The sequence below is a fragment of the Roseomonas acroporae genome (genome assembly GCF_023223525.1).
Taxonomy (GTDB): Bacteria; Pseudomonadota; Alphaproteobacteria; order Acetobacterales; family Acetobacteraceae; genus Roseomonas_E; species Roseomonas_E acroporae.
Genome location: NZ_JALPRX010000038.1, coordinates 1 through 24,350, shown reverse-complemented (window position 1 = coordinate 24,350; position 24,350 = coordinate 1). Strand labels below are relative to the sequence as shown.

At 74.8% G+C, this 24,350-nt stretch carries 22 protein-coding genes, 1 tRNA gene and 1 pseudogene; 13 read left to right on the top strand and 11 right to left on the bottom strand.

The features are described 5' to 3' along the window. Nucleotides 1-180: 180 nt before the first annotated feature. Both M0638_RS09940 and hemH read right to left on the bottom strand, forming a co-directional pair. Nucleotides 181-858: an HAD family hydrolase gene (locus tag M0638_RS09940; RefSeq protein WP_248666825.1), complete on the bottom strand. Its 678-nt coding sequence runs from the start codon at nt 856-858 to the stop codon at nt 181-183. Beyond that, nucleotides 858-1,979 (bottom strand): ferrochelatase, encoded by a 1,122-nt coding sequence (hemH, locus tag M0638_RS09935; RefSeq protein ID WP_248666824.1) that lies wholly within the window; start codon nt 1,977-1,979, stop codon nt 858-860. The genes M0638_RS09940 and hemH overlap by 1 nt, the downstream gene beginning before the upstream one ends. 276 nt (nt 1,980-2,255) lie before the next feature. On the opposite strand from hemH, the gene M0638_RS09930 reads away from it, so the two are divergent. Then, entirely contained in the window at nt 2,256-2,867 is a 612-nt protein-coding gene (locus M0638_RS09930) for a carbonic anhydrase (RefSeq protein WP_248666823.1), read from the top strand. 68 nt (nt 2,868-2,935) lie between these two features. Here M0638_RS09930 and M0638_RS09925 read toward each other — a convergent pair whose 3' ends face one another. Next, on the bottom strand, nt 2,936-3,676 hold the full coding sequence (locus M0638_RS09925; protein WP_248666822.1) for a YggS family pyridoxal phosphate-dependent enzyme: 741 nt from the start codon (nt 3,674-3,676) through the stop codon (nt 2,936-2,938). 265 nt (nt 3,677-3,941) lie between these two features. Here M0638_RS09925 and M0638_RS09920 point away from each other — a divergent pair, with 265 nt between their 5' ends. From M0638_RS09920 to M0638_RS09910, 3 genes are all read left to right on the top strand, one after another. Beyond that, nucleotides 3,942-4,553 carry a thiamine phosphate synthase gene (locus tag M0638_RS09920; protein WP_248666821.1) on the top strand — a complete coding sequence of 204 codons (612 nt, stop codon included), beginning with the start codon at nt 3,942-3,944 and terminating at the stop codon, nt 4,551-4,553. Nucleotides 4,554-4,771: 218 nt separating this feature from the next. After that, nucleotides 4,772-6,157, top strand: a complete 1,386-nt coding sequence (locus M0638_RS09915) for a porin (protein WP_248666820.1) — start codon at nt 4,772-4,774, stop codon at nt 6,155-6,157. 105 nt (nt 6,158-6,262) lie between these two features. Further along, on the top strand, nt 6,263-6,805 hold the full coding sequence (locus M0638_RS09910) for a DUF3576 domain-containing protein (RefSeq protein ID WP_248666819.1): 543 nt from the start codon (nt 6,263-6,265) through the stop codon (nt 6,803-6,805). A 487-nt stretch (nt 6,806-7,292) separates the two neighbouring features. Here M0638_RS09910 and hpf read toward each other — a convergent pair whose 3' ends face one another. The 8 genes from hpf to M0638_RS09870 form a co-directional block, all read right to left on the bottom strand. Further along, complete coding sequence (hpf, locus tag M0638_RS09905; RefSeq protein WP_248666818.1) at nt 7,293-7,940, bottom strand: ribosome hibernation-promoting factor, HPF/YfiA family; 648 nt, start codon at nt 7,938-7,940, stop codon at nt 7,293-7,295. A 264-nt stretch (nt 7,941-8,204) separates the two neighbouring features. Further along, complete coding sequence (gene rpoN, locus M0638_RS09900) at nt 8,205-9,767, bottom strand: RNA polymerase factor sigma-54 (protein WP_248666817.1); 1,563 nt, start codon at nt 9,765-9,767, stop codon at nt 8,205-8,207. Nucleotides 9,768-9,778: 11 nt separating this feature from the next. Then, a complete protein-coding gene (lptB, locus tag M0638_RS09895; protein WP_408903338.1) occupies nt 9,779-10,585 on the bottom strand; it encodes an LPS export ABC transporter ATP-binding protein in 807 nt (268 codons plus the stop codon). Between the two features lie 77 nt (nt 10,586-10,662). Then, the gene (locus tag M0638_RS09890) at nt 10,663-11,871 is read right to left on the bottom strand and encodes an LptA/OstA family protein (RefSeq protein WP_248666815.1); all 1,209 of its coding nucleotides are present in this window, start codon (nt 11,869-11,871) and stop codon (nt 10,663-10,665) included. Beyond that, a complete protein-coding gene (gene lptC / locus M0638_RS09885; RefSeq protein WP_248666814.1) occupies nt 11,868-12,668 on the bottom strand; it encodes an LPS export ABC transporter periplasmic protein LptC in 801 nt (266 codons plus the stop codon). The genes M0638_RS09890 and lptC overlap by 4 nt, the downstream gene beginning before the upstream one ends. Continuing rightward, nucleotides 12,665-13,738 carry a KpsF/GutQ family sugar-phosphate isomerase gene (locus tag M0638_RS09880; RefSeq protein WP_248666959.1) on the bottom strand — a complete coding sequence of 358 codons (1,074 nt, stop codon included), beginning with the start codon at nt 13,736-13,738 and terminating at the stop codon, nt 12,665-12,667. Before M0638_RS09880 ends, lptC begins: the two co-directional genes overlap by 4 nt. A gap of 511 nt (nt 13,739-14,249) precedes the next feature. Next, complete coding sequence (locus tag M0638_RS09875) at nt 14,250-14,885, bottom strand: ribonuclease D (RefSeq protein ID WP_248666958.1); 636 nt, start codon at nt 14,883-14,885, stop codon at nt 14,250-14,252. Between the two features lie 140 nt (nt 14,886-15,025). After that, nucleotides 15,026-15,109 (bottom strand) — tRNA-Leu (locus M0638_RS09870). 472 nt (nt 15,110-15,581) lie between these two features. Between M0638_RS09870 and rpmH the strand changes: the two genes are divergently transcribed. The 9 genes and pseudogenes from rpmH (at nt 15,582) to M0638_RS09825 (ending at nt 24,307) form a co-directional block, all read left to right on the top strand. Continuing rightward, the gene (rpmH, locus tag M0638_RS09865; RefSeq protein WP_248666813.1) at nt 15,582-15,716 is read left to right on the top strand and encodes a 50S ribosomal protein L34; all 135 of its coding nucleotides are present in this window, start codon (nt 15,582-15,584) and stop codon (nt 15,714-15,716) included. Nucleotides 15,717-15,834: 118 nt separating this feature from the next. Then, nucleotides 15,835-16,266, top strand: a pseudogene (gene rnpA / locus M0638_RS09860) (ribonuclease P protein component); the annotation flags it as partial. A 275-nt stretch (nt 16,267-16,541) separates the two neighbouring features. After that, a complete protein-coding gene (gene yidD / locus M0638_RS09855; RefSeq protein WP_248666812.1) occupies nt 16,542-16,817 on the top strand; it encodes a membrane protein insertion efficiency factor YidD in 276 nt (91 codons plus the stop codon). A 12-nt stretch (nt 16,818-16,829) separates the two neighbouring features. After that, the gene (gene yidC, locus M0638_RS09850) at nt 16,830-18,632 is read left to right on the top strand and encodes a membrane protein insertase YidC (RefSeq protein WP_248666811.1); all 1,803 of its coding nucleotides are present in this window, start codon (nt 16,830-16,832) and stop codon (nt 18,630-18,632) included. A 128-nt stretch (nt 18,633-18,760) separates the two neighbouring features. Continuing rightward, complete coding sequence (gene yihA, locus M0638_RS09845; protein WP_248666810.1) at nt 18,761-19,420, top strand: ribosome biogenesis GTP-binding protein YihA/YsxC; 660 nt, start codon at nt 18,761-18,763, stop codon at nt 19,418-19,420. Between the two features lie 101 nt (nt 19,421-19,521). Further along, on the top strand, nt 19,522-20,340 hold the full coding sequence (locus M0638_RS09840; RefSeq protein ID WP_248666809.1) for a TVP38/TMEM64 family protein: 819 nt from the start codon (nt 19,522-19,524) through the stop codon (nt 20,338-20,340). A gap of 211 nt (nt 20,341-20,551) precedes the next feature. Then, complete coding sequence (locus M0638_RS09835; protein WP_248666808.1) at nt 20,552-22,006, top strand: FAD-dependent oxidoreductase; 1,455 nt, start codon at nt 20,552-20,554, stop codon at nt 22,004-22,006. 310 nt (nt 22,007-22,316) lie between these two features. Then, the gene (locus M0638_RS09830; protein WP_248666807.1) at nt 22,317-23,402 is read left to right on the top strand and encodes a patatin-like phospholipase family protein; all 1,086 of its coding nucleotides are present in this window, start codon (nt 22,317-22,319) and stop codon (nt 23,400-23,402) included. Between the two features lie 119 nt (nt 23,403-23,521). Continuing rightward, entirely contained in the window at nt 23,522-24,307 is a 786-nt protein-coding gene (locus tag M0638_RS09825; protein ID WP_248666806.1) for a methyltransferase domain-containing protein, read from the top strand. Nucleotides 24,308-24,350: the final 43 nt, after the last annotated feature.

Genomic DNA, 24,350 nt, shown 5'->3' with positions numbered 1-24,350 from the left:
CCCCAGGCCGCGCGGGCCGGGCACGGCGCCTTTCCGGGGCAGGCCCAGAGCAGGATAGAGCGGATCGCCGGCCGGCGGGTATGCCGCCCCCCCGGCTGCCAGGACCCATTCCCTCCCGGCCGGGGCGGGAGGAAGGCGGCCGCCACGGGTGCGTGACGGCCCGACGGCGCGCCGCCCGGCTCAGCCGGCGAGGCCGAGCAGCCCCGGCAGCTCGCGCATGCTGCCGAACACCTCGGCGCCGGCCGCGCGCAGCGCCGCGGCCGGGGTCTCGGCGGCCAGGCCGAGCACGCGGCAGCCCGCCGCCACGCCAGCCCGCACGCCGACCACGCTGTCCTCCACCACCACGCAGCGGCCGGGCGGCGCGCCGCAGGCGGCGGCGGCGGCACGGTAGAGGTCCGGCGCCGGCTTCGGCGCGGGCACGTCCTCGAACGAGAAGACACGCGGGCCGAAGCAGGGGCCGAGGCCGAGCCGGGCCATCTTGGCCGCCAGCTCCGCCCGCGAGGAATTGGAGGCGACCGCCGCCGGCAGCCCGGCCATCACCACGGCGCGCACCGCCTCGGGGGCGCCCGGCATCGGCTCCACCCGCTCCAGCAGGGCGCGGGCGATCCGCCCGCCGAGCGCCGCGCCCCAGTCCGGCGGCAGCGCGCCGGTCCGCGCCTCGACGATCGGGATCATCTCCGGCAGGGCCAGGCCGAGGAAGAGGCGCCGCGCCTCGTTCCCGTCCATCGCCCAGCCGCGCCCGGTCAGCTCCTCGGCCACCAGCCGGTTCACCAGGCCCTCGCTGTCGGCCAGCACGCCGTCGCAGTCGAACAGCACCGCCAGCGGCCCCCTGACGTCGCCGGCCCGCGGGCGCGGCATCACGCCGCGGCCTGCTCGGGGATGCCCGCCGCCCTGCCCGCCGCGTCGCCGGCCCCGGCCCGCTCGCGCGCCGCCGCGTGCGGGCAGCCGCCGAAGCGCTTCGGGCATTGCCGCGCCCCGGCGAAGGAGCAGAGCGGCCGCCCCGAATCCAGCGCCCGCAGCGCCAGCCGCGCCAGCGCCTCGATGAAGCCGGGATCGCTGTTCTGCGCCGGGACCCGGAAGTAGCCGGGCAGGCCCAGCCGGTGCCCCAGCTCGCGGTACTCGATGTCGAGTTCCACCAGCGTCTCGGAATGCTCCGAGACGAAGGCGATGGGGCAGACCAGCACCGCCACCCCGTCCCGCGCGGCGCGCTTCACCTCAGCCTCGGTGTCGGGGCCGATCCAGCGCTGCGGCGTCACCCGCGACTGGTAGCAGACGACGTGCTCCGGCGCCGCCGTGCCGCGCCCGTCCAGGGCCCGCAGCACCGCCGCGACGCTCTGCTCCACCTGCCACTGGTAGGGATCGCCCGCCTTGACGATCGGCTCGGGCAGGCCGTGGGCGGAGAAGAGCAGCCTGAGCGCGGTGCCCGGCGGCAGCGCCGCCCGCGCCTCGGCCAGGGCGCGGTCGAGGATCGCCGCGGTGGCGTCGGCGAAGCCGGGGTCGGAGTGCCAGCAGCAGAGCTCGGTGGTGGGCAGGTCGAGCCCGGCCCGGTCCGCCGCCGCCTGCCAGTCCGTCACAGACGAGCCGGTGGTGGTCGTGGAGTACTGCGGGTAGAGGGGCAGCAGCAGCACCCGGTCGGCGCCCCATTCCCGGACCGCGCGCGCCGTCGCCGCGGCGAAGGGGTGCCAGTAGCGCATGGCGACGAAGCAGCGCGCCGTGGCGCCCTCCCGGGCCAGCGCCGCCTCCAGCGCCTCCGCCTGCGACTCGGTGAGCGGCAGCAGCGGGGAGCGGCCGCCGATCCGCGCGTACACGTCGCGCGCCGTGGGGGCGCGGCGCCAGGCGATCAGCCGCCCGAGCACGGCCCGCAGCGGCGCCGGCATGCGCAGGATGGCGGGGTCGGTGAACAGGTTGCGCAGGAAGGGCCGCACGGCCTCCGGCGAATCCGGCCCGCCCAGGTTGAACAACACCACCGCTATGCGCATCGCCCCATCCCGCATCGTGCCCGCCGTAGATGCACCGGTCCGCCGGCCCATCAAGGCATGGCATCACGCGCGCCGTCGGATGCCATACGCTTCCGTGCCGTCGCCGACGCCACGGCCGCCCCCCGGCCACGGACCGGGGCGGCCGGGTCGGCCCCGCGCCCCTTCCGGGCGGGCGCCGGCCACACCGGGCGGCATCGCGCGCCAACGTGCATGCGCGTCCGGCGCCGAAACGTGGCACTCTCCGCCGCAGCGCAGCGTAGGGGAAGCAGAACGACGATGCAGGACCTGCTCGAAGGCTATCAGGCGTTCCGCCGCACCACCTGGCCCAGCCACCGGGCGCTGTTCGAGGCGCTGGCGCAGCGGGGCCAGAAGCCGCGCGCCCTGGTGATCGCCTGCTCGGACAGCCGGGTGGACCCGACCATGATCTTCAACGCCGGGCCGGGCGAGCTGTTCGTGATCCGCAACGTCGCCAACCTCGTGCCGCCCTACGCGCCGGACCGGCCGACCCAGGGCACCAGCGCCGCGCTGGAATTCGCGGTGCGCGGGCTGGAGGTGCCGGCCATCGTGGTGCTCGGCCACGGCATGTGCGGCGGCGTGAAGGCGCTGCTGCAGGGCGCGCCCGCCGGGGTGAGCGACTTCGTGCCGGCCTGGATGCAGCTCGCGCAGGAGGCGCGGCGCCGCGCCCTGGAATGCGTGCCGGTGCCGGCGGAGGCGCAGGCGGCCTGCGAGCAGGAGGTGGTGAAGCTCTCGCTGCGCAACCTGATGACCTTCCCCTGGGTCGCCGAGCGGGTCGCCGCCCGCCGGCTGCGACTCGACGGCGCGGTGTTCGACATCCGCACCGGCCTGCTGCTGCTGCTCGGCGAGGACGGCCGCTTCCGGGGCGCCTGAGGGGGGGCACCGGAGAGAGGCAGCCGAGGGCCGGCCGCCGGGATCGGGGCGGGCGCCAGCACCCGGGGTCAGCGCGCCCCGAAGATCGCCGTTCCCACCCGGACATGGGTCGCGCCGCAGGCGATCGCGGCCTCGTAGTCGCCGCTCATGCCCATGCTGAGCGTCGCCAGGCCCTCGGCGGCGGCGAGTTCGGCCAGGAAGCGGAAATGCGGCACGGGGTCCTCGCCGGCCGGCGGGATGCACATCAGCCCTTCCGGCGAGAGGCCGTGCTCCTCGCGGCAGGCGCGCAGGAAGCCGCGCGCCGCGTCGCGGGCCACGCCCGCCTTCTGCGGCTCCTCGCCGGTGTTGACCTGCACCAGCAGCCGCGGCCGCCGTCCGCCCCCCGGGGCCTCGCGCGCGCCATCCTGCGTCATCGCCGCGGCGAGCGCGGCGGCGAGTCGCGGCCGGTCCAGGCTCTCGATCACGTCGGCCACGCGCACCGCGTCGCGCGCCTTGTTGGTCTGCAGCGCGCCGATCAGGTGCAGGCGCAGCGCCGGATGGGCCGCCCGCAGCGGCGGGAATTTGCCCGCCGCCTCCTGCACGCGGTTCTCCCCGAAATGCTCCTGGCCGGCCGCCAGCGCCGCCGCCACCGCCTCGGCGGGATGGAACTTCGAGACCGCGACCAGCGTGACCGACCCCGCCGGCCGGTTGGCGCGCGCGCAGGCCTCGGCGATCCTCTCGCGCACCAGGGCGAGGTTGCGCGCCACGTCGGGCAGGGCCGCCGGGGAAGCGAGCGACGCGTCGGTCGGGGCTGGCTCGGGAAGGGACATGGGATGCCGACGCTAGAGCATTTTCAAGCCGGGTGTCCTCACCCGGCGCCCCGGGAAATGCGAAAAACCAGAAGGCTGGCGCCATTCCGGCCCGATACGGTCAGGCCGGAATGGCTCTAGAGCGGATCGCCGGCCGGCGGAACGCCCGGCCGTCCCGGCCAGGGCCGCCGACGGGGCGCCGCCGGGGCCCGGCCGCCCCGGCCCGGCGAGGCGGGGGCGCTCCCCGGGCCCGCCGCCGGGCATGGCGGCCAGGGTGCCCCGACGCGTGAGCGGCGACGCGCTGCGCCGCGCCCTCGCCCGTCCGCGGCCGGCGCCGCCGGGACGCTGGCGGCCGCCGCGCCTCTGGCTGTTCACCGACCCGGTGCGGCTGCCGGACCCGCTGGCGGCGGCGGCGCGCCTGCCGCGCGGCGCCGGCGTGGTGGCGCGCGGCGTGCCAGTGCCGCTGCTGCGCCGGCTGGCGGCCCTGCTGCGCCGGCGCGGCGGGACGCTGCTGGTCGCCGGCGACGGGCGCCTGGCGCTGCGGCTGCGGGCCGGGCTGCACCTGCCGGAGCGCCGCCCCGCCGCGGGTCTACTGCCCTTCCTGCGCCACCGCCGCGCGGGCGTGCCCTGGGCCCGGCTCAGCCTCGCCGCCCATGGCGGTGCCGCGGCGCCGCGCCGGGGGCGGCGGCTGGCGGCGGACCTCGCCTTCCTCTCGCCGGTCTTCCCCACGGCGAGCCATCCGGGCGCGCCCGGACTCGGCCCGCTGCGCTGGGCGGCGGCGGCGCGCCGCCTGCCCTGCCCGGCCGTGGCGCTGGGCGGCATCGACGCCCGCACGGCGCGCCGCGTGCCGTCGCGCGCCGCCGGCCTGGCCGCGATCGGTGCCCTCGCCGGGGCCTGATCCGGGCGTCCGCAAGGCATGTGGCCGTGGCGACACAGTGTCTCACGGATGACGCGTTCTCGTCCGGATCGCCGTTGTGGGCTTTCGTTCCGCTGTCCCATATTGCCGCCAGCGCTCGGTCACGCCCGGTTCCGTCGGGGTGTGTCTGACCTGCCGGGGGGCAGGCGGGCTTCTAAAGGGACATCGCCGGCAGGGCCGGCGCGTAAGGAGGATTTGGGATGCGCAAGATTCTGCTGGGCACCACGGCGGTCGTCGGCGCCGCTCTGCTGGGGGCCGGCACCGCGTCCGCGCAGCAGGCCCCGACGGTTCGCATCGGCGGCTACTTCAACTTCTTCACCGGCTACACGCAGCAGACCAGCGCGAACGCCAACAACGTCCCGATGGTGACCAGCCCCGGCGACAACGGCACGGGCTCGAACGGCACGTCGACGGTCCAGAACGGCTCCGTCCGCACCAACAAGTGGGACATGCGCTCGGACGCCGAGGTCCACGTCTTCGTGGACGGCAAGACCGCCAACGGCATCTCCTACGGCGCGGTGATCGAGCTCGAGGTGGACGCCAGCGAAGGCCAGCTCCTCAACTCCCGTCGTAACACCTCGGCCAAGACCGGCGTCTCGACCGACGAGATGTACGGCTTCATCGCCACCCCGCTGCTCGGCCAGATCCGCTACGGCGACGAGGACGGCGTGCTCGGCGGCCTGATGAACACCGGCGTCGTCACCAACTTCGGCACCGGCGGCGTGTACGGCGAGTGGCAGAACTTCGTCATCCGCTCCGGCCCGCGCACCACCACCTCGCCCGGCGACCTCGGCGACGCCACCAAGGTGATCTACCTGTCGCCGCAGTTCTTCGGCTTCGACTTCGGCGCGAGCTTCGCCCCGAACCAGGGCCAGGGCTCGGGCAACGGCTGCATCCAGAACATCCCGACCTACACCTGCGACCGCGCCATCACCTGGACCGGCGCCACCGCCAACGGCGTGAACCACGACAACTACACCTCGCGCCGCAACGAGTACCAGGTCGCCGGCCGCTGGCGCGGCACGCTGGGCGGCATCGGCCTCGCGGTCAGCGGCGGCTACATCGGCTCGGGCGCCCCGCAGGACATCAACACCACCGGCACCGTCATCACCCGCGGCCTGAACGGCCTCGGCGTCGCCTATGGCGGCATCCAGGCCACCGCCTACGGCTTCACGCTCGGCGCCAACTACCAGCACGGTGACGGCAACTTCTTCTGGCAGCCGACCGTCCGCGGCAGCCGCGCCATGGACCAGTGGATGATCGGCGCCAGCTACACGATCGGCCCGGTCACCTTCGGCGGCAACTTCGTGACCGGCACCTACGCCGGCAACCAGGGCAACACCGTCAACACCACCACCGGCGCCTTCGTCACCAACAACAACACCGCCCAGGCCCGCCAGCAACGCCGCTACGGCATGAGCTTCGGCGGCAACTACCGCCTGGCCCCGGGCCTCGACATCGTCGCCGAGTACACGAACTACCGCATCCGCGAGCGCGGCGTGGACCTCGACGGCATCGCCAACAACGGCGTGCAGGACCGCCTCCGCGCCGACGTGTTCATCCTCGGCACCCGCCTGGCCTTCTGATCCCGGGCCAGCCGGCAACACCAGGGGGGGCGGCGGGGAGACCCGCCGCCCCTTCCTCGTTTTGCCCCTTGATCCGCCGGAGGGGACGCCTATAGAGGCGCGGCCATGGCCCGCCCCTTCCCCCTGCTCGCGCTCGCAATCGCCCTGCCCGCCCTCGCGGCCTGCGGGAGCAGCGAGAACACCCGCGCCAACAACATGAGCGACTACGGCGACGACAGCCGTCGTGCCCGTGCCCAGCAGATCGGCAACCAGCTCCAGAGCAGCGGCATCGTGCTGTTCGGCACCGACCGCTCCCGGCAGGCGCAGGACGCGGCCGCCGGCCCCGGCCTCGCGGTGAACGCCTATCTCTGGCGCGCCACGCTCGACACGCTCTCCTTCATGCCGCTCGCCTCGGCCGATCCCTTCGGCGGCGTCATCATCACCGACTGGTACTCGCCGGCCAGCACGCCCGACGAGCGCTTCAAGGCCACCGCCTACGTGCTGGGGCGCCAGCTGCGCTCCGACGGGATCCGGATCACCGTGTTCCGGCAGGTTCGCCGGGGCGGGCAGTGGCTGGATGCCGCCGTCTCCAACGCCACGGGGTCGGAACTCGAGGACAAGGTGCTGGCCCGGGCCCGCGAGCTGCGCAGCCAGTCGGCGGCGCGCTAGAGCATTTTCAAGCTGAGCGTCCTCGCTCAGCGGCTCGGAAAATGCGAAAAATCAAAGGCTAGAGCCGTTCCGGCCTGATACAGTCAGGCTGGATCGGCTCTAGGCGACCCGCCAGGAAGCACGGGGGCGCGGCGACGCGCCTGCCCGGGGCGCGATGCCAAGCCGGGTGTCCCCGGCCGGCGACTCGGAGAATGCGCCGGATCGGGGACCGGAACGGTTCCAGGGCGGGTCCCGATCGGTGGAACCGGCCGATCAGGTGAGGCTGCCCGGAAGAACGATGGAACGGAGCAGAGCGCAACCCGGTTGGGATCGCGTTCCGCCCCGGAGCATTTTCAAGCCGGGTGTCCTCACCCGGCGACTCGGAAAATGCGAAAGACCAAAAGGCTGGGACCGCGCCGGCCTGATGCGGTCAGGCCGGAACGGCTCTAGCCTTTGATCCGGCGCATTTTCCGAGCCGCTGAGCGAGGACGCTCAGCTTGAAAATGCTCTAGCGGGCCGAGGGGTCGATCCAGCCGACATGCCCGTCCGGCCGACGGTACACCACGTTGAACACGCCGCTCAGCCGGTTGCGGAACATCAGCACCGGCATGTCGGCGAGGTCCATGTGCATCACCGCCTCGCCCACGCTGAGGACGGCGATCTCGGTGGGCGTCTCGGCGATGATCGCGCCATGGTCCGCCCCGTGATCCGGCGCGGCATGGCCGTTGGCGCCGCCATCCGCCGCCGCCGGCGCCTCCGCGCCGTCCAGCGCCACCTCGGGGGGCAGCTCGGCCGCCTCCTGCTCCTGCTGCAGCACGTACTGGATGCCGACCTCGGGGCGCTCGCGCTCGGCGGTGCTGCGGGCGTGCTCGTTCACCCGGCGCCGGTAGCGGCGCAGGCGCTTGCCGAGGTGCTCGGCCGCGACCTCGAAGGCACGGTGGGCGTCGGCCGCCTCGCCCTCGGCGCGCATGAACAGGCCGCGGCCGGCCTGCATGTTGATGTCGCAGGCAAAGAAGGACTTGTTGCGGCGGAAGGTGACGTGGGCTTCCAGCGCGTGGTCGAAATACTTGCGGGCCACGTTCTCCAGCCCGTCATACACATGCGCCTTGAGGGCGTCCCCGGTCTCGACCTGCTTACCGGACACCGTGATCTGCATAGACGCGGACCTCCTTGCCTTGTCCCGACGGCCAGTCGGCCGTCCGGTGCCTTTTCCGACGGCCTGCCGGCCGCGCGGCGCGCCTCTCGCGGGCGCTTCCGTGGTCGCCGGCCGCCGCCGCGGCCCTGACCGGCCTGCTGGCGGCCGGCGGGCCGTTCCGTCACCCGGCTCAGGCCCCCGGGCCCATGCCCGGGAGTGCCGGATGCTTCGCGGAAGGCTGCCCCGGCCGCCGCGGCGGCCGCCACGGAGGGCCGGCGTCGCGGATCAGGCCGGGACGGCCTTCTCCCGCTTGCGCTGCACCGAACTCGGGATGCGCAGCGCCTCGCGGTATTTGGCCACCGTCCGGCGGGCGATGTCCACGCCCTCCTGACGCAACCGCTCCACGATCGCGTCGTCGGAGAGGATGTCGGCCGGCGCCTCGGCGTCGATCATCGCCCTGATGCGATGCCGCACCGCCTCGGCGCTGTGCGTCTCCCCGCCCGTGCCGGCGATCGCGGTTGTAAAGAAGTACTTGAGCTCGAAGGTTCCCCGCGGCGTCGCGATGTACTTGTGGGAGGTGACGCGGCTGACGGTGCTCTCGTGCATCGCCACGGTCTCGGCGACGTCGCGCAGGATCAGCGGCCGCAGGTGGCCGATGCCGTGGCGGAAGAAGGCGTCCTGCCGGCGCACGATCTCGGCCGCCACCTTCAGGATGGTGTTGGCGCGCTGCTCCAGGCTCTTGACCAGCCAGTTGGCGCTCTGGAGCTGCTCGGCCAGGAAGGCCTTGTCCTCGCGGGTGCGGGCGCCGACCTGGGCGCGGGCGAAGAAGCCGCGGTTGACCAGCACGCGCGGCAGGGTCTCCGGGTTCAGCTCCAGCAGCCAGGGGTCGCCTTCCTCGGGCGTGCGGCCGGTCTCGCGGCCGGGCGCCCGGCGCATCAGCACGTCGGGCACCACGGCCGGGGTGGGCGCCTGGTCGTAGCGGGCGCCCGGCTTGGGATCGAGCCGGCGCAGCTCGGCCACCATGTCGGCGAGGTCCTCGGCATCGACGCCGCAGAGCCGCATCAGGGTGCGGTGCTCGCGCCGGGCGAGCAGCTCCAGGTTGTCGAGCAGCGTCGCCATGGCGGGGTCGAGCCGGTTCAGCTCGGCGAGCTGCACGGCGAGGCATTCGCGCAGGGAGCGGCAGAACAGCCCGACCGGCTCGAAGCGCTGCATGCGCAGCCGGATCATCTCGACCCGCGCCGGGTCGCAGCCCAGCGCCTCGGCGATGGCGGCGGTCTCGGCGGACAGGCGGCCGGCGGCGTCGAGCAGCGCCACGAGGTGGGCGGCGATCAGCCGGTCCCGCTGGTCCTCGAAGGAGAGGCGTATCTGCTCGCCGAGCAGCTCGGCCAGGGTGCGGCCGGCGGCGGCGAGGTCCTCGACGCCGGAGAGGTCGTCGGCGAAGTCGGCGCGGCCGCCGCGGCCGTACTCGCCGCCGGCCTGCCCGGATTCGCTCTCGTAGACGTTGCTCCAGTCGGCGACGTCGAGCGGCTCCGCCGCCTCGGGCGGGAGTTCGCCGGAGGTGGCGATGGCGAGGCAGTCGGCGGGCTCGGGCGCATCGCCGGTCTGCGGCGGCGGCTCGAACACCGAGCTGCCCGGAAGGGCGCCGCCGGCCTCGGGCGGCCCCAGGTCACCCGACAGCGGCTCCCGCTCGTCGCGCTCCAGCAGCGGGTTGCGTTCCAACTCCTCCTCGACGAAGGCGGTGACTTCGAGGTTGGAGCTTTGCAGCAGCTTGATCGCCTGCCTGAGCTGCGGCGTCATCACCAGGGACTGGGAGTGACGCAGGTCCAGGCGTGGGGCGAGCACCACCATGCCGATCTTTCCTAAAGGCTGAATCGTTCCCCGAGGTAGACCCGCCGCACGCCCTCATGCGCGACGATGTCGTGCGGCAGGCCCTCCATCAGCACCTGTCCGTCGTGCAGGATATAGGCCCGGTCGATGATTTCCAGGGTCTCGCGCACGTTGTGGTCGGTGATGAGAACGCCGATGCCGCGGTCCTTCAGGTGCTTGACGAGGTCGCGTATCTCGCCGACCGCGATCGGGTCGATGCCGGCCAGCGGCTCGTCGAGCAGGATGTAGGAGGGCTGCGTCGCCAGGGCGCGCGCGATCTCGCAGCGCCGCCGCTCGCCGCCCGAGAGGGCGAGCGCCGGGGCGCGGCGCAGATGCGCGATGCCGAACTCGGTCAGCAGCGCGTCCAGCATCTCCTCGCGCCGGCCGCGGTCGGGCTCGACCACCTCCAGCGTCGCGCGGATGTTGTTCTCGACCGAGAGGCCGCGGAAGATCGAGGCCTCCTGCGGCAGGTAGCCGAGGCCGAGCCGCGCGCGGCGGTACATGGGCAGCATGGTCACGTCGTGGCCGTCCATCACCACCTGCCCCTCGTCGGGCTGCACGAGGCCGGTGATCATGTAGAAGGTCGTGGTCTTGCCGGCGCCGTTCGGGCCGAGCAGCCCGACCGCCTCGCCGCGCCTGAGGTTGACCGAGACGTTGCGCACCACGGGGCGCTTCTTGTAGCGCTTGCCGAGCCCGGTCGCGACCAGCCCGCCGGTCGCCGCCCCGGGCGCCGCTCCGGGCGATACGCCCGGCGATACCCCGGACGCCGCCTCCGGGCCGGGCCGGGTCCCGGCGGCCATGCCGGCCGGGGCCGGGCCGTCCGGGCGCCCTTCCATGCGCCCGTTCGGCGCGGCGGCGCCGAAGGCCCGCAGCACGGTCATCGCGGCGCCCCGGACGTACCCGTGGCGCCCGCCCCGGCCCGGCCGCCGCCCGGGCGCGGCTGGCTGCCGCCACGGGCCAGCGGGTCCTCGCCCGCGCCCTGCTGCGGCACCACGAGCCCCTGCACGCGCTGGCCGGGGGTGGAGACCAGCCGGGCGACGCCGGTGCGCAGGTTCACGATGGCCTCCGTGCCGTTGAGCTGGTTGTCGCCGCGGGTGATCCGGACATTGCCGAGCAGCCGCGCCATGCCGGTGACCGGGCTGTACACGCCCCGGTCGCCGCGCACCACGTCGGTCTCGGTGCGGATCTCGACATTGCCGAACGCCTCGACCTTCTCGATCCGCCCGCCGCCCTCGCCGCCTTCGAGGCCGGGGATCGGCGAGGCGGCGGGGCGGGCGGGCGGCGTCACCGGGCCGCCCGCCGCCAGGGTGGCGCGCGCCTCCTGGGCCGGCTGCGCCCCCGCGGGCTGCTGCGCGCCGGCGGCCGGCTGGCCCGGCGCCGGACGCGCGCCCGGCGCGGCGGGCGCCGACTGGTCGAGGAAGTAGCCGACCAGCGTGTCGGCGGCGATGCGGCGGTTGTCGCTGGTGACCACCACGGCCTTGCCGCGCGCCACCGCGATGCGCCGCTGCGGCCAGTACTCCAGCGAATCGCGCGCGGTGAGGTGCTGCTGCGGCGTGGTGAGCGAGAGGTCGCGGCCGGTGAGCACCATCACCGCCTGGTCGAGGTCGTACACGGCGCGGTCGCCGCGCGCCGTGTCGGTGGCCGAGGCGATACGGACATTGCCTTCCGCCTCCAGCCGCCAGATCTCGGCATTGCCGGAGAGCGGCGTCTCGCCCGGGGTCCCCTGCGCGGCGCCCTGGGCCGCGCCGGCGGGCTGCGCCGGCTGGCCGCCCGCCTGCCCCGCGGGCTGGCTCCCGGCAGCCTGGCCCCCGGCGGCCTGACCACGGTTGCGGTAGCGCGCCAGCAGCCGGTCGGCGTTCAGCGTGACGCCCTGGCGGATCGCCCGGGCGTTGCCGCGCGCGATCACCACCTGGTCGGCCTGCCGCCACTCGATGCCGTCGGTGGAGGTGATGTCCACCGGGCCGCCCTGGTTCATGTCGAGGCCCTGCGCGGCGGCCGGCATGGCGCCGGCGAGCGGCAGGCCGGCGAGCAGCAGCGCGAGGGCGAGGGCGGCCGGACGCGGCCGCGCCGGATCGGAACGGCTCAAGATCCGCCCTCCAGGACGGCATGGGCGCGGCCGGTGAAGACCACCTTGGCGCCGCGGTCGGTGAGGACGAAGCCCTCCGCGGTGAGGGTGCCGAACGGTCCCTGCGCCGCCACCGGCGCGTCGCCGCGCGCCGAGCCCTCGGCCAGTTCGGCCTCGGCGCGCTCGGTCACCATTTGGGTGCCGTCGTCCTGGAAGATCGTCACCTCGCCCCAGAGGTCGAGATGCTGGCGCGCCTTGTCGTAGCGGCCGTGCCGCGCCTCGATCAGCACCCAGGCGCCGCTGCCCATCAGGATGTCGGCGCGCGGGCGCTCGAGGTCCATGATGTTGTCGTCGCCGGGCGGCTGCACCGCCACGGCGGCGGTGACGGTGAAGGGACGGTTCTGCTCGTCGATGCCCTGGTAGCGCGGGCTGACCACGCGCATGCCGTCGGGGCGCACCTGCAGCACGCGGCGGAAGGCGACGCGGCCGCGGTCCTCGGCGCTGTCGATCTCGGGCCACAGCGCCACGGCGGCGAGCAGCAGCACGGCGAAGACCGGCAGCAGCCACTTGAAGCCGCGCACCAGCACGCGCCGGCGCAGCATCTGCCGCCGGGTCGGCACCACGCGCTGGCGCGCGGGGCCGAGCACGTCGCGGGCGCGGCCGCCGGCCGCCGCCGGGGTCACGAAGGCATCGGCCATGCGGGACGCGTCGGGCATCCGCTCGGGCAGGGGCAGCGTCGGGTCGTCGTCCGCGTGCCGGGCGGCCGGAACGGCGCCCCGTCGGACCGGCACCTCGCGGGTCAGGTCGGCCTGGGTCATGCGACACCCGTCCGCAGCAGGTCGTGGACGTGCAGGATGCCCACCGGCCGCTGCGCCGCGTCCACCACGAACAGCGCGGTGATGCTGCGCGCGTTCATCAGGTGCAGCGCCTCCGCCGCGAGCTGGTCGGGGCCGATGGTGCGCGGCGCGCGGGTCATCACCTCGGCGGCGGTGCGGCCGAGCAGGTCGCCGGGCCCGCCCGCCGCCGCGCCGGCATCCAGGGCGCGGCGCAGGTCGCCGTCGGTGATGACGCCCACCAGCCGCCCGTCCTCGACGATGCCGAGGCAGCCGAAATGCTTGGCCGTCATCGCGACGATGGCGGCGTCCATGCGCGTCTCCGGCCCGGCGAGCGGCAGGGCCTCGCCCGTGTGCATCAGGGCGCGCACGCGCGAGAGCTTGGCGCCGAGCTTGCCGCCCGGGTGGAACACCCGGAAGTCGGCGGCGGTGAAGCCGCGCCGGGTCAGCAGCGCCACGGCCAGCGCGTCGCCCAGCGCCATCTGCAGCGTGGTGGAGGTGGTGGGGGCGAGGCCCATCGGGCAGGCCTCCGGCGCCGCCGGCAGCACCAGCGCCACGTCGGCGGCACGGGCTAGGGTGCTGTCGGCGCGGCCGGTGATCGCCACCAGCGGGATGGCGAAGCGGCGGCTGTGCGCGACGAGGTCGGCCAGCTCCGAGGTCTCGCCGGAATTGGAGAGCGCCAGCAGCACGTCGCCGGGCAGCACCATGCCGAGATCGCCGTGGCTCGCCTCGCCCGGGTGGACGAACAGCGCCGGCGTGCCGGTGGAGGCGAAGGTGGCGGCGATCTTGCGGCCGACATGGCCGGACTTGCCCATGCCGGAGACCACCACGCGGCCGCCCGGCTCTCCGAGAGGCTCCCCGAGGAGTTCCCCGCGGGCGCCGCCCCGGCCGTCCCGGGTCCGGTCGCGGGCGCCGGCCAGCAGCGACACGGCACGGCCGAAGGCGCCGTCGAGCGATTCCGCCAGGGCGCCGAGCGCCGCCGCCTCCGTGGCCAGCACGCGACGCGCCGCCGCCAGGTCGGCATCCGGCGCGCCTTCCGGCGGGACGGCCGGCATGACGGGCCAGTCGGCCGGCGGGGCCGAGGTCGGGAGCGGGGCGTCGCGGAGCAGGGAACGGGTCACCAGCCCTGTATGGGGCCGGGCCGCAGGAGGGTCAACGCGACAATGCGGTGCGACAAGAATCATGCCACTCCGCAACGCTTTGTTTCACCGGAACGGTTCCGCGCATGCCGACCCTTGCGAGGCGTCCGGGCCCGGGAAAACCCGCCGCCCGTCGCGGAAAGTCAGCCGGGCCAATGGGTTGACAATGGGCAGACGATGGCCGGCAGCGGGACGGGCGGCAGGGCGCGCGGCGCGGCCGGTCGGCGCGGGGCGGGCGAGGCCGGCGGGGCCTGCCGCGCGACCCGGCGCGATGTCCGGGCGGACAGGCGGCGCATGGCCGTGGCCGGCGACTCGGAAACCGCCGTGAAACAGGGCGTTGCGGCCGGCTCTGAAAACCCCGCGTGAAGCCGGACGGCGGCCCGTCGACACGCGCCATGGCCGGAAAGGCTCAGTGCGCGGAAATAACTCAGTGAGCGAAGATGTCCGGCGTCTCGTAGCCCAGCAGGTCGAGCTGGCCGCGCGCCGGCAGGAAGCGGAAGCAGGCCTCGGCCAGTTCCAGCCGTCCCTCGCGCTCCAGCAGCCGCTCCAGCCGGGCCCAGAGCGCGTGCAGGTGCAGCACGTCGGAGGCGGCGTACTGGAGCTGCTCGCCGGTCAGTTCGGCGGCGCCCCAGTCCGAGGTCTGCTGCTGCTTCGAGATCTCCACCCCGAGCAGCTCGCGGCAGAGATCCTTGAGCCCGTGCCGGTCGGTGAAGGTGCGCACCAGCTTGGCCGCGATCTTGGTGCAGCGCACCGGCGCCACCTCGACGCCGAGCGCGTGCCGCAGCACGGCGACGTCGAAGCGGGCGAAGTGGAACAGCTTGACGCGGGCCGGGTCGGCGAGCAGCGCCTTCAGGTTCGGGCAGTCGGCGCCGTGGCCGCCGAGCGATTCCGGCAGGATCTGCACGAGGTGCGCCGTGCCGTCGCCGGCCGAGAGCTGCACCAGGCAGAGCCGGTCGCGATGCGGGTTGAGCCCCATCGTCTCGGTGTCCACGGCCACCACCGGGCCGAGGTCGAGGCCGTCCGGCAGGTCGTGCCGGTGCAGTCGGACGGTGGCGTTGGCCATGAACAGGATCTGCCCCAACGGAGGAACTCGGGAGGCCGGCGACCGGGGAGACAGGACGCCGTCGCGGCGCCGCGGGCCCATGGCGCCGTACCGCGCCGGGAGGGAGGCCTCGGGAGGAGGTCTAGAGGACCCGGAGGGAATGCCCAGGAAAGGACTCGAACCTTCACGACCTTGCGGTCACTGGCACCTGAAGCCAGCGCGTCTACCAATTCCGCCACCTGGGCTCGGTGCGGCGTGGGGCGGGGGAATACAAGCGGCCCCGAAGGCGGTCAACCCCCACCCGCACGCTTTTTTGCACCCGCCGGCCGGGTCGGCCCCCGCGGCCCGACGCCGGAAGGGGAGTGCCGGGAGGGGAGTGAATAGGGAGCGGCCGGGGCGGGCTGCCCCCCGGCGCGCGCGCGCCGATCCGCAGTTCGGCATGAAGCTGGCTGTGGTGCCGGCCGGCAACTGCCCCCCGGCGCGCGCGCCGATCCGCAGGGCCGCTCCGCGCGACGCGTGGTTGACGCCGGTCCTGCCCCCTCCCTATAGGTGCGCGCCCGCGCCGGGGCGTCCCGCCGATCCTCGTGGATCACGGACGTCGCCGGCCTTCGGTGCTCGCCGCATCCCTGAGATCAGGCCCCCTGAGATCAGGTCTCCCAAGATTCAGACCCGGGGGGAAGGGCGCGCGCCGGACCCGGATTTCAGGAGATCGCCGTCGTGAAGCGTACCTATCAGCCCTCGAAGCTCGTCCGGAAGCGCCGCCACGGCTTCCGCAGCCGCATGTCCACCGTGGGCGGCCGCAAGGTGCTGACCAACCGTCGCGCCAAGGGCCGCGCGCGCCTTTCCGCCTGAACCAGACGGCGCGCCGGGGGACAGACCGATGACGGTGCCGGCCGGACGGCCGACGGGCCCGGCATCCGACCCGTCCCCGGCGCCGTCGGCGGCCCCGGCCGCCGTCGCCTCCCCGGAGATGCCTCTGGCCGCCCCCTCGGCGGCAGCGCCGGGCGCGCCTGGCGACGGGCCGGGCCGGCTGCGCCGGCGTCGGGAGTTCCTGCGCGTGGCAGGCAAGGGGCGGCGTGCCGCCCGGCCCGGCCTCGTGCTGCAGGCGCTGGCCCAGACGGAGGCCCAGGCGCAGGCCGCCCCGGAAGCCCGGCCGGAAGCGCTGCGCCTCGGCTTCACCGTCACCAAGAAGGTCGGCAACGCCGTGGTGCGCAACCGCGCGCGGCGCCGGCTGCGCGAGGCCGCGCGCCGGCTGCTGGACCCGCGTGCCGGCGGCGAGGTCGCGGCGCAGGCCACGCTCGCCTCCTGGGACCTCGTCCTGATCGGCCGCGACGCCACGCCGACGCGGCGCTTCGACCTGCTGGTCGAGGACCTGCGCGGGGCCCTGCGCCAGACCGGCGTCCTGCCGGGCGGCAGGACCCAGGGGGAGAGCGGCCAAGGCGAAAGGAGCCGGGGGGCAAGGCCGAGGGGCGACGGGCCGGATGACGGCGGCCACGCGGCCGGCCATCGCGACGTCGCCGCCCGGAAGGGCGCCGCGGGCCGCGGCCAGGGCTCGTCCCGGCCGGAGCGCGGCCCGGATGCGACGCGGCGGCACGGCGCGGAACGGTCTCCGCCCGGACCGGCCTCGCGGCCGCCCGCGCCGGCATCCCCTCTGGACTCCGGCCTGGAGGACAAGGCATGAGCCGAGCCACGGAGTTGCCCGCCATGCTGCTGCGCGGCGCGGTACGCACCTACCAATGGACGCTGCGCCCGGTGATCGGCTGCAATTGCCGCTTCGAGCCGAGCTGCAGCCACTACGCGATCGAGGCGCTCTCCACCCATGGCGCCTGGCGCGGCGCCCTCCTCGCGGGGGGGCGTATCCTGCGCTGCAATCCCTGGCACCCGGGCGGCTACGACCCGGTGCCGCAAGCACGGCCCCGGCCCGCCGCCGGCCAGCCGGTGCCGAAAGGCTGACGAACCAAGACCATGGATCAGAAGCGCCTCTTCGCGGCGATCGCGATCTCGATCGGCATCCTGCTGGTCTTCAACTACCTGAGCCCGCCGACGCAGCAGGCGCGGCAGCGGCAGGAGCAGACGCAGCAGCAGGCCGCCGCCACCGGGCAGCCGGCGCCGACGCCGGGCCCGACCGGCCCGCTCGGCGCGCCCACCGACGCCTCGCCGGCCGCCGGGGCGCCGACCTCCGAGGCGCAGCGCCTGCCGATCGAGGGGCCGCGCGTGCGCGGCACCCTGTCGCTGCGCGGCGCCCGCCTCGACGACCTCGTGCTGCTCGACTACCGCGAGACGGTGGCCCCCGATTCGCCGCTGGTGCGGCTGCTCGCCCCGCGCAGCGGCGGCGCGCCCTACTACGCGCAATGGGGCTGGACGGCGGCCGACGGCCGCACCCGCGTGCCCGGCAACGACACGGACTGGCAGGCCGAGGGCGGCCCGCTCTCGCCCGACCACCCGGTGACGCTGCGCTGGGACAACGGCCAGGGCCAGGTGTTCGAGATCGAGGTGAAGCTCGACGCCAACTTCATGTTCACGGCCGAGCAGCGCGTGCGCAACAACGGCGCCGAGCCGGTCAAGGTGCTGCCCTGGACGCGCGTGCGGCGGGACCGCACGCCGCCGGTGCAGGGCTACTACCTGCTGCACGAGGGCTTCGTCGGCGTGCTCGGCGGGCGGCTGACCGAGCACACCTTCAGCAACGTCCGCGACGAGGCCAACAAGCGCGGCGGCCCGGCGCTCGACCAGGAATCGGCCGGCGGCTGGGCGGGCTTCACCGACAAGTACTGGCTGACCGCGCTGATGCCGACGGACCAGGCGCAGACGCTGCGCGCCGCCTTCCGCTTCATCCAGGAGGGCCAGGGCCCGACCGGCGAGCGCTGGCAGGTCGACTTCGCGACGCCGCAGCCGCAGGAGGTCGCGGCCGGCGGCAGCGCCGTGCTCGGCACGCGCCTCTTCGCCGGCGCCAAGGAGGTGCGGCTGCTGACGCACTACCGCGACACGCTCGGCATCCCGGACTTCGACAAGGCGGTGGACTTCGGCTGGTTCTACTTCCTGACCAAGCCGTTCTTCTACGCGCTGGACTGGCTCTACCACCTGTTCGGCAACTTCGGCATCGCCATCCTGGTGTTCACGCTGCTGGTCAAGCTCGCCTTCTTCCCGCTGGCGAACAAGGCCTACAAGTCGATGAGCCGGATGAAGCTGCTCGCGCCGAAGATGCAGGAGGTGCGGGAGCGCTACAAGGACGACCCGGCCAAGATGCAGGCCGAGATGATGGCGCTCTACAAGACGGAGAAGATCAACCCGGCTTCCGGCTGCCTGCCGATCCTGATCCAGATGCCGGTGTTCTTCGCCCTCTACAAGGTGCTGTTCGTCACCATCGAGATGCGGCACGCGCCCTTCTTCGGCTGGATCCACGACCTCTCGGCGCCCGACCCCACCAACCTGTTCACCCTGTTCGGCCTGATCCCGTGGGACCCGCCGCACATGCTGCACATGCCGCTGTGGGCCATCATCATGGGCTGCACCATGTGGCTGCAGCAGAAGCTGAACCCGCAGCCGCCGGACCCGGTGCAGGCGCGCATCTTCCAGTTCATGCCGATCATCTTCACCTTCATGCTCGCCTCCTTCCCGGCGGGGCTGGTGATCTACTGGAGCTGGAACAACCTGCTCTCGATCGGGCAGCAATGGCTGATCATGCGGCGCGACCGGCTGGCCCAGAAGGCCAGGACCGGTGGCCAGACGCCCAAGGCGATCGCCGCCACGCCGAAGCCGAACCGGGGGTGAGCGCCCCCGCCGACAAGGGCGGCCAGGCCCCGGCCGGGCCGCCCGCGAGCCCTCCCGAGGGCGGACCCCCTCCTGGTGGCCTTCCCCCGGGCAGCCTCCCCCCGGGCGGTCTCCCCCCGGGCGGTCTCATGGAGGCCCGGGACGAGGCGACGCGCGCGGCGCTGCTCGAGGCGGGGCGGCTGCTCTTCGCCCGGCCCTGCCGCTTCGTGCACGCGGCGCAGCAGGTGGAGGGCCTGCCGCCGACGCGCTGGCCCGAGATCGCCTTCGCCGGCCGCTCCAATGTCGGCAAGTCGAGCCTCGTCAACGCGCTGACCGGCACCAAGGCGCTGGCGCGCGTCTCCAACACGCCCGGCCGCACGCGCCAGCTCAACTTCTTCGAGCTGGAGGTGCCCTGGGGCGGGCAGCTCACCCTGGTGGACATGCCGGGCTACGGCTACGCCCAGGCGCCCAAGAGCGTGAAGGCGGACTGGCAGGGGCTGATGTTCGACTTCCTGCGCGGCCGCCCGACGCTGCGCCGGGTGATCCTGCTGCTGGATGCCCGCATCGAGACCAAGCCCGCCGACCGCATGGCGATGAAGCTGTTCGACGAGGCCGCCGTGCCCTTCCAGATCGTGCTGACCAAGGCCGACGACGCCAAGCCCTACTGGCTGGGCAAGCGGCGCGAGGAGGCGGAGAAGCTCGCGCGCTCGCACACCGCCGGCCATCCGCTGGTGCTGGTGACGAGCAGCGAGACCGGCGAGGGCATCCCGGAGGTGCGCGCCGAGATCGCGGCGCTGGCCTCGACCTGATGCCGGGGCGCCGGGGCGACGGCGCCGGGGCAGGCGGTTCCGGGGGCGACGGCTCCCGGGCCGGGGCCCCGCCGCCGCCCCGGACCCTGCCGCCCGGAGCCTTGCCTCCTCGCATCCTGGCCCTCGGGCGGCGCTTCTGGCCGCTGGCCCTGCTGCTTGCCGCGCTGGCGCTGGCCGTCGCGCTCGGCGCGAACCGCTGGCTGGCACCCGGCACGCTGTCGTCACGGGGCGCGGAGCTGCTGGCCGCGGCCGCGGCGGAGCCGATGCGGGCGGCGCTGCTGTACGTGGCGGCCTATATCGGCGTGGTCTCGCTCTCCCTGCCGGCGCCGCTGGTGATGCCGCTGACCGGCGGGCTGCTGTTCGGTCCCTGGCTCGGCACCGCGCTCGCCGTGCCGGCGGCCACGGCCGGCGCCTGCCTCGTGTTCCTGGCCGTGCGGCACGGCTTCGGCGACCTGCTGGAGCGCCATGGCGGGGCGCGGCTGCGGCAGGTGGACGCGATGCTGCGGCGCGAGGGGGGCTGGTACCTGCTGGTGCTGCGCCTGCTGCCGCTGGTGCCCTTCTGGGTGATCAACCTGGCGGCCCCGCTCTCGGGCCTGCGGCTCGGCGCCTTCGCGCTGGCGACGCTGGTGGGCATCGTGCCGGGGACGCTGGTCTATGCCAGCCTCGGCGCCGGGCTGGCGCCGGTGCTGATGGCGGGCGGGCGAGTGGAGATCGGCGCGCTGCTGACGGTGCGCACGCTGCTGCCGCTGTTCGGGCTGGCGGTGCTGGCGGGTCTCGGGGCGTGGTGGCGGAGCCGCCGGGGGGCGACGGAGGACTTCGCTCCCCACGGTCCCGGCCAGGGGGGCTCTGCCGACCCGATGGCCGCCGGAGACCTTCCGCCAGGGGGCGAATCCTCCCTGGATCCCCCCTTGCGGAATTGAGACCCGACGCCTGGGCCAGCGGGACCGGGAAACGTCGGCGGCGGTCCAGGAACCCGCGGATGGATTGCAGGGAAGGCAGGGGCTTCCCTGGCGGATGGGTTGCAGGGAGGGCCATGCCTTCCCTGGTGGATGGAGTCCGGGGAAGGCCATGCCTTCCCCGCCGGCCCGGGCGGCAGTCGCCGGGATCCGGGATGGGCGGGGGCATCGGGCGATGGCCGACTACGACGTGGTGATCCTCGGCGCCGGCACCGCCGGCCATTCGGTCGCGGCGCTGGCCGCCGCGCTCGGCCTGCGCGTGGCGCTGGTGGCGGACGGCGCGGCGCCGGAGTCGCGCATCGCCCTGCCCGCCCTCGCCGCTGCCGCCCGTCGCGCGGCCCTGCTGCGCGACGCACGCCGCTTCGGCCTCGGCGCGCCGGCGCCCACGGTCGAATGGGACGGGGTGCGCGCGCATGTCCGGGGCGCCGTCGCCGCGCTGGCGCCCGACCATGCGCCGGCCCGCTTCCGCGCCATGGGCATCGAGGTGATCGAGGGGCGTGGCTACTTCGCCGCGCCGGATGCGGTCGAGGCGGGTGGCCGGCGGCTGCGCTTCCGGCGCTGCCTGCTCGCCGGCGGCGGCGTGCCGGCGCTGCCGCACCTGCCGGGCCTCGACTCGGTTCCCTGCCTGACCGAGGCCACCATCCACGACCTCGCGGTGCCGCCGGCGCACCTGCTGGTGCTGGGCGGCGGCGAGGCGGCGCCGGGGCTGGCCCAGGCGCATGCGCGGCTCGGCTGCCGCGTCACCCTGGTCGAGCCGGACGGGCTCGCCGCCGGCCACGAGCCGGAGCTGGCCGACGGGCTGCGACGGGCCCTGCGGCGGGACGGCGTGTCGCTGCGCGAGGGCGTCGCGCCGGCCTGGGCGCGCGCCACGGGGACGGGCGTCATGCTCGGGCTGGAGGGCGGCGAGGCGCTGGAGGGCTCGCACCTGCTGGCCGCCGGCGCCCGGGCGCCGGCCCTGGCCGGGCTCGACCTCGCCGCCGCCGGGATCGAGGCGACGCCGCGCGGCATCGCCACGGACAGGGGATTGCGCGCCCTGGGCAACCGCCGCGTCTGGGCGGCCGGGCCGCTCGCCGATGCCGGTGACGGCCAGGGCGGCGAGGCGGCGGAGGCGGCGCAGGTGATGACCCTCGCGCGCGGGATGCTGTTCCACCTGCCCGCGCGCTTCGATCCCGCCACGGTGCCGCGCCTGCTCGGCACCGATCCGATGCTGGCGCAGGTCGGGCTGACCGAGGCCGCGGCGCGTGCCGCCGGGCATGACGGGCTGCGCCTGCTGCGCTGGCCGCTGGCCGAGACCGACCGCGCCGTGGCTGAAAACGGGGGGGCTGAAAACGGGGGGGCCGAAAGCGGAGGTGCGGGAGGCGGCGCTGCCGGCGGGCTGGTGAAGCTGGTGGCGACCCCGAAGGGCCGGCTGCTCGGCGCCGGGCTGCTGGCGCCGGAGGCGGGCGAGATGGCCGGGCTGTTCGCCGCGCTGCTCGGCCGCCGCCTGCCGCTCGGGGCCCTGGCCGGGCTGGCGCTGCCCTGGCCGGTCTTCACCGAGGCGGCACGGCGGGCGGCCGGGGAGTTCTACGCGCCGCGCCTGCTCTCGCCGCTGAGCAGGCGGCTGGTCGGGTTGCTCCGGTACCTGCCCTGACGGGACCCGGCCGTGGCGCCGATCCGCCTTCCCTCGCCGGACGGCCGAGAGGCGCCGAGGGGGAGGCATGGATGCGGGGCCGACGGCCACGGCCGGGCAGGCCGATCGCCGCCGCGGCCGGGCCCGGGCACGGCCGGCCCGGCGCCGCCCTGCGGCGATGCAGCGAACCCGAAAGCGCGTCGCCGCGTTCCTCCGCTGCGGCAACGTCAACTTTTCGATCGGACACTCGGGCCGCGATCATGGGATGGTGATAGCGCATGACACGAGACTCCCGCCCGGCCTGCCGCACGTGCCGTCGGGACGCCGCCTGATGGACGGCAGCATGGGCGTGCCGCTGCCGGCGGCCGCGATCGCGTCGGACAGCACCGCGACGGTGAGCATGGCGCTGCAGGGCGGCGGCACGCACGGGGCCTTCACCTGGGGCGTGCTGGAGCGGCTGCTGGAGGACGAGCGGGTCGAGTTCGACGCCGTCTCCGGCACCTCGGCGGGCGGCATCAACGCGGCGATGCTGGCGCAGGGGCTGGCGGAAGGCGGCCGCGCCGGCGCCATCGCCGCGCTGGAGCGGTTCTGGAGCGGCTTCGGCGCCGTGCTGGCCTTCAGCCCGCTGCGCAACACGCCCTGGGAGAAGGCGCTCTGGGGCTTCGACCTCGGCCCCTCGCTCGCCTGGCAGGGCTTCGACGCGCTGACCCGGATGTTCTCGCCCTACCAGCTCAACCCGACGCCCTTCGACCTCAATCCGCTGCGCTGGGTGCTGGAGAAGGTGGTGGACGCGGACCGGCTCCGCCGCGATCCGAGCGTCATCCGCACCTTCGTCTCCGCCACCAACGTCCGCACCGGCAAGCCGCGCGTCTTCCGGCGGGAGGAGATGAGCGTCGAGGTGCTGCTCGCCTCGGCCTGCCTGCCGCAGATCTTCCAGGCGGTGGCCATCGAGGGCGAGCACTACTGGGATGGCGGCTATGTCGGCAACCCGGCGCTCTGGCCGCTCTACGACAAGGCGCACAGCGGCAGCACGCCCAGCACCGACATCGTGATCGTGCAGCTCAACCCCGGTGTGCGCGAGGAACTGCCGATCACCGTCTCCGACATCACCAACCGGCTGAACGAGATCACCTTCAACGCCTCGCTGATGGCGGAATTCCGCGCCATCGACTTCGTGCAGCGCCTGCTCGACGAGGGCCGCCTGCAGGAGCCCAACTACCGCCGCCTGCATCTGCACATGATCGAGGACGAGGCGACGATGCGGCGCTTCAACCTCTCCACCAAGCTCAACGGCGACTGGGAATTCCTCACCGCGCTGCGCCGCCACGGCCGCGGGGCCGCCGAGCGCTGGCTGGACGGGAATTTCGCCTCCATCGGCCGGGAAAGCAGCCTGGACATCCGCACCCGCTATCTCTGAACCTGCCCGCGGCCCGCGGCGGACCGGGAGTCGCCGCCGGGCCTCATCCCCGGCACGGCCTCGCCGCCTTTCGTTCGGCCGGCGGCCCGCGCCGGGCGGACGGGAGGCGGCGAGGCGACATGAGCACGGCGGATCGGGCCACGACGAACTGGGACCCGGCACAGTATCTCCGCTTCGAGGGCGAGCGGCTGCGCCCGGCGGTGGACCTGATGCAGCGCATCGACCATCCGGCGGCACGCCGCGTCGTCGACCTCGGCTGCGGCGCCGGCAACGCGCTGCCGCTCCTGGCGGCACGCTTCCCGGGCGCCACGATCCTCGGCGTGGACGGCGCGCCCGCCATGCTGGAGAAGGCGCGCGCCACGGGCTTCGCCGTCCAGCGCGCCGACATCGCCGAATGGACGCCGGACGCGCCGCCGGACGTGATCTTCTCCAACGCCGCGCTGCACTGGCTGCCCGACCACGCGGCCGGCCTGCCACGCCTGCTCGGCCTGCTCGCGCCGGGCGGCGTGCTGGCCGTGCAGGTGCCGGACATGGAGCGCGCGCCCTTCCGCGCCCTGCAGGCGCAGGTCGCCGCGCACGGGCCCTGGGCGGCGGCGCTCGCCGGGATCGACGGCGCGCGCGGGGCCGCGCCGCCCGAGCGCTACTACGACCTGCTCGCCCCCGTCGCGGACCGTCCCGACCTGTGGGTGACGGAATACCTGCACGTGCTGCGCGGCCCCGATCCCGTGGTGCAGTGGGCGATGGGCACCAGCTTGCGCCCCTATCTCGACCGGCTGGACGACACGCTGCGTGCCGGCTTCCTCGCCGCCTACGCCGAAGCGGTCCGGCCGCACTACCGGCCACGCGCCGACGGGGCGGTGCTGCTGCCCTTCCGGCGGCAATTCCTGGTGGCGCGCCGGCGCTAGAGCATTTTCAAGCTGAGCGTACTCGCTCAGCGGCCCGGAAAAT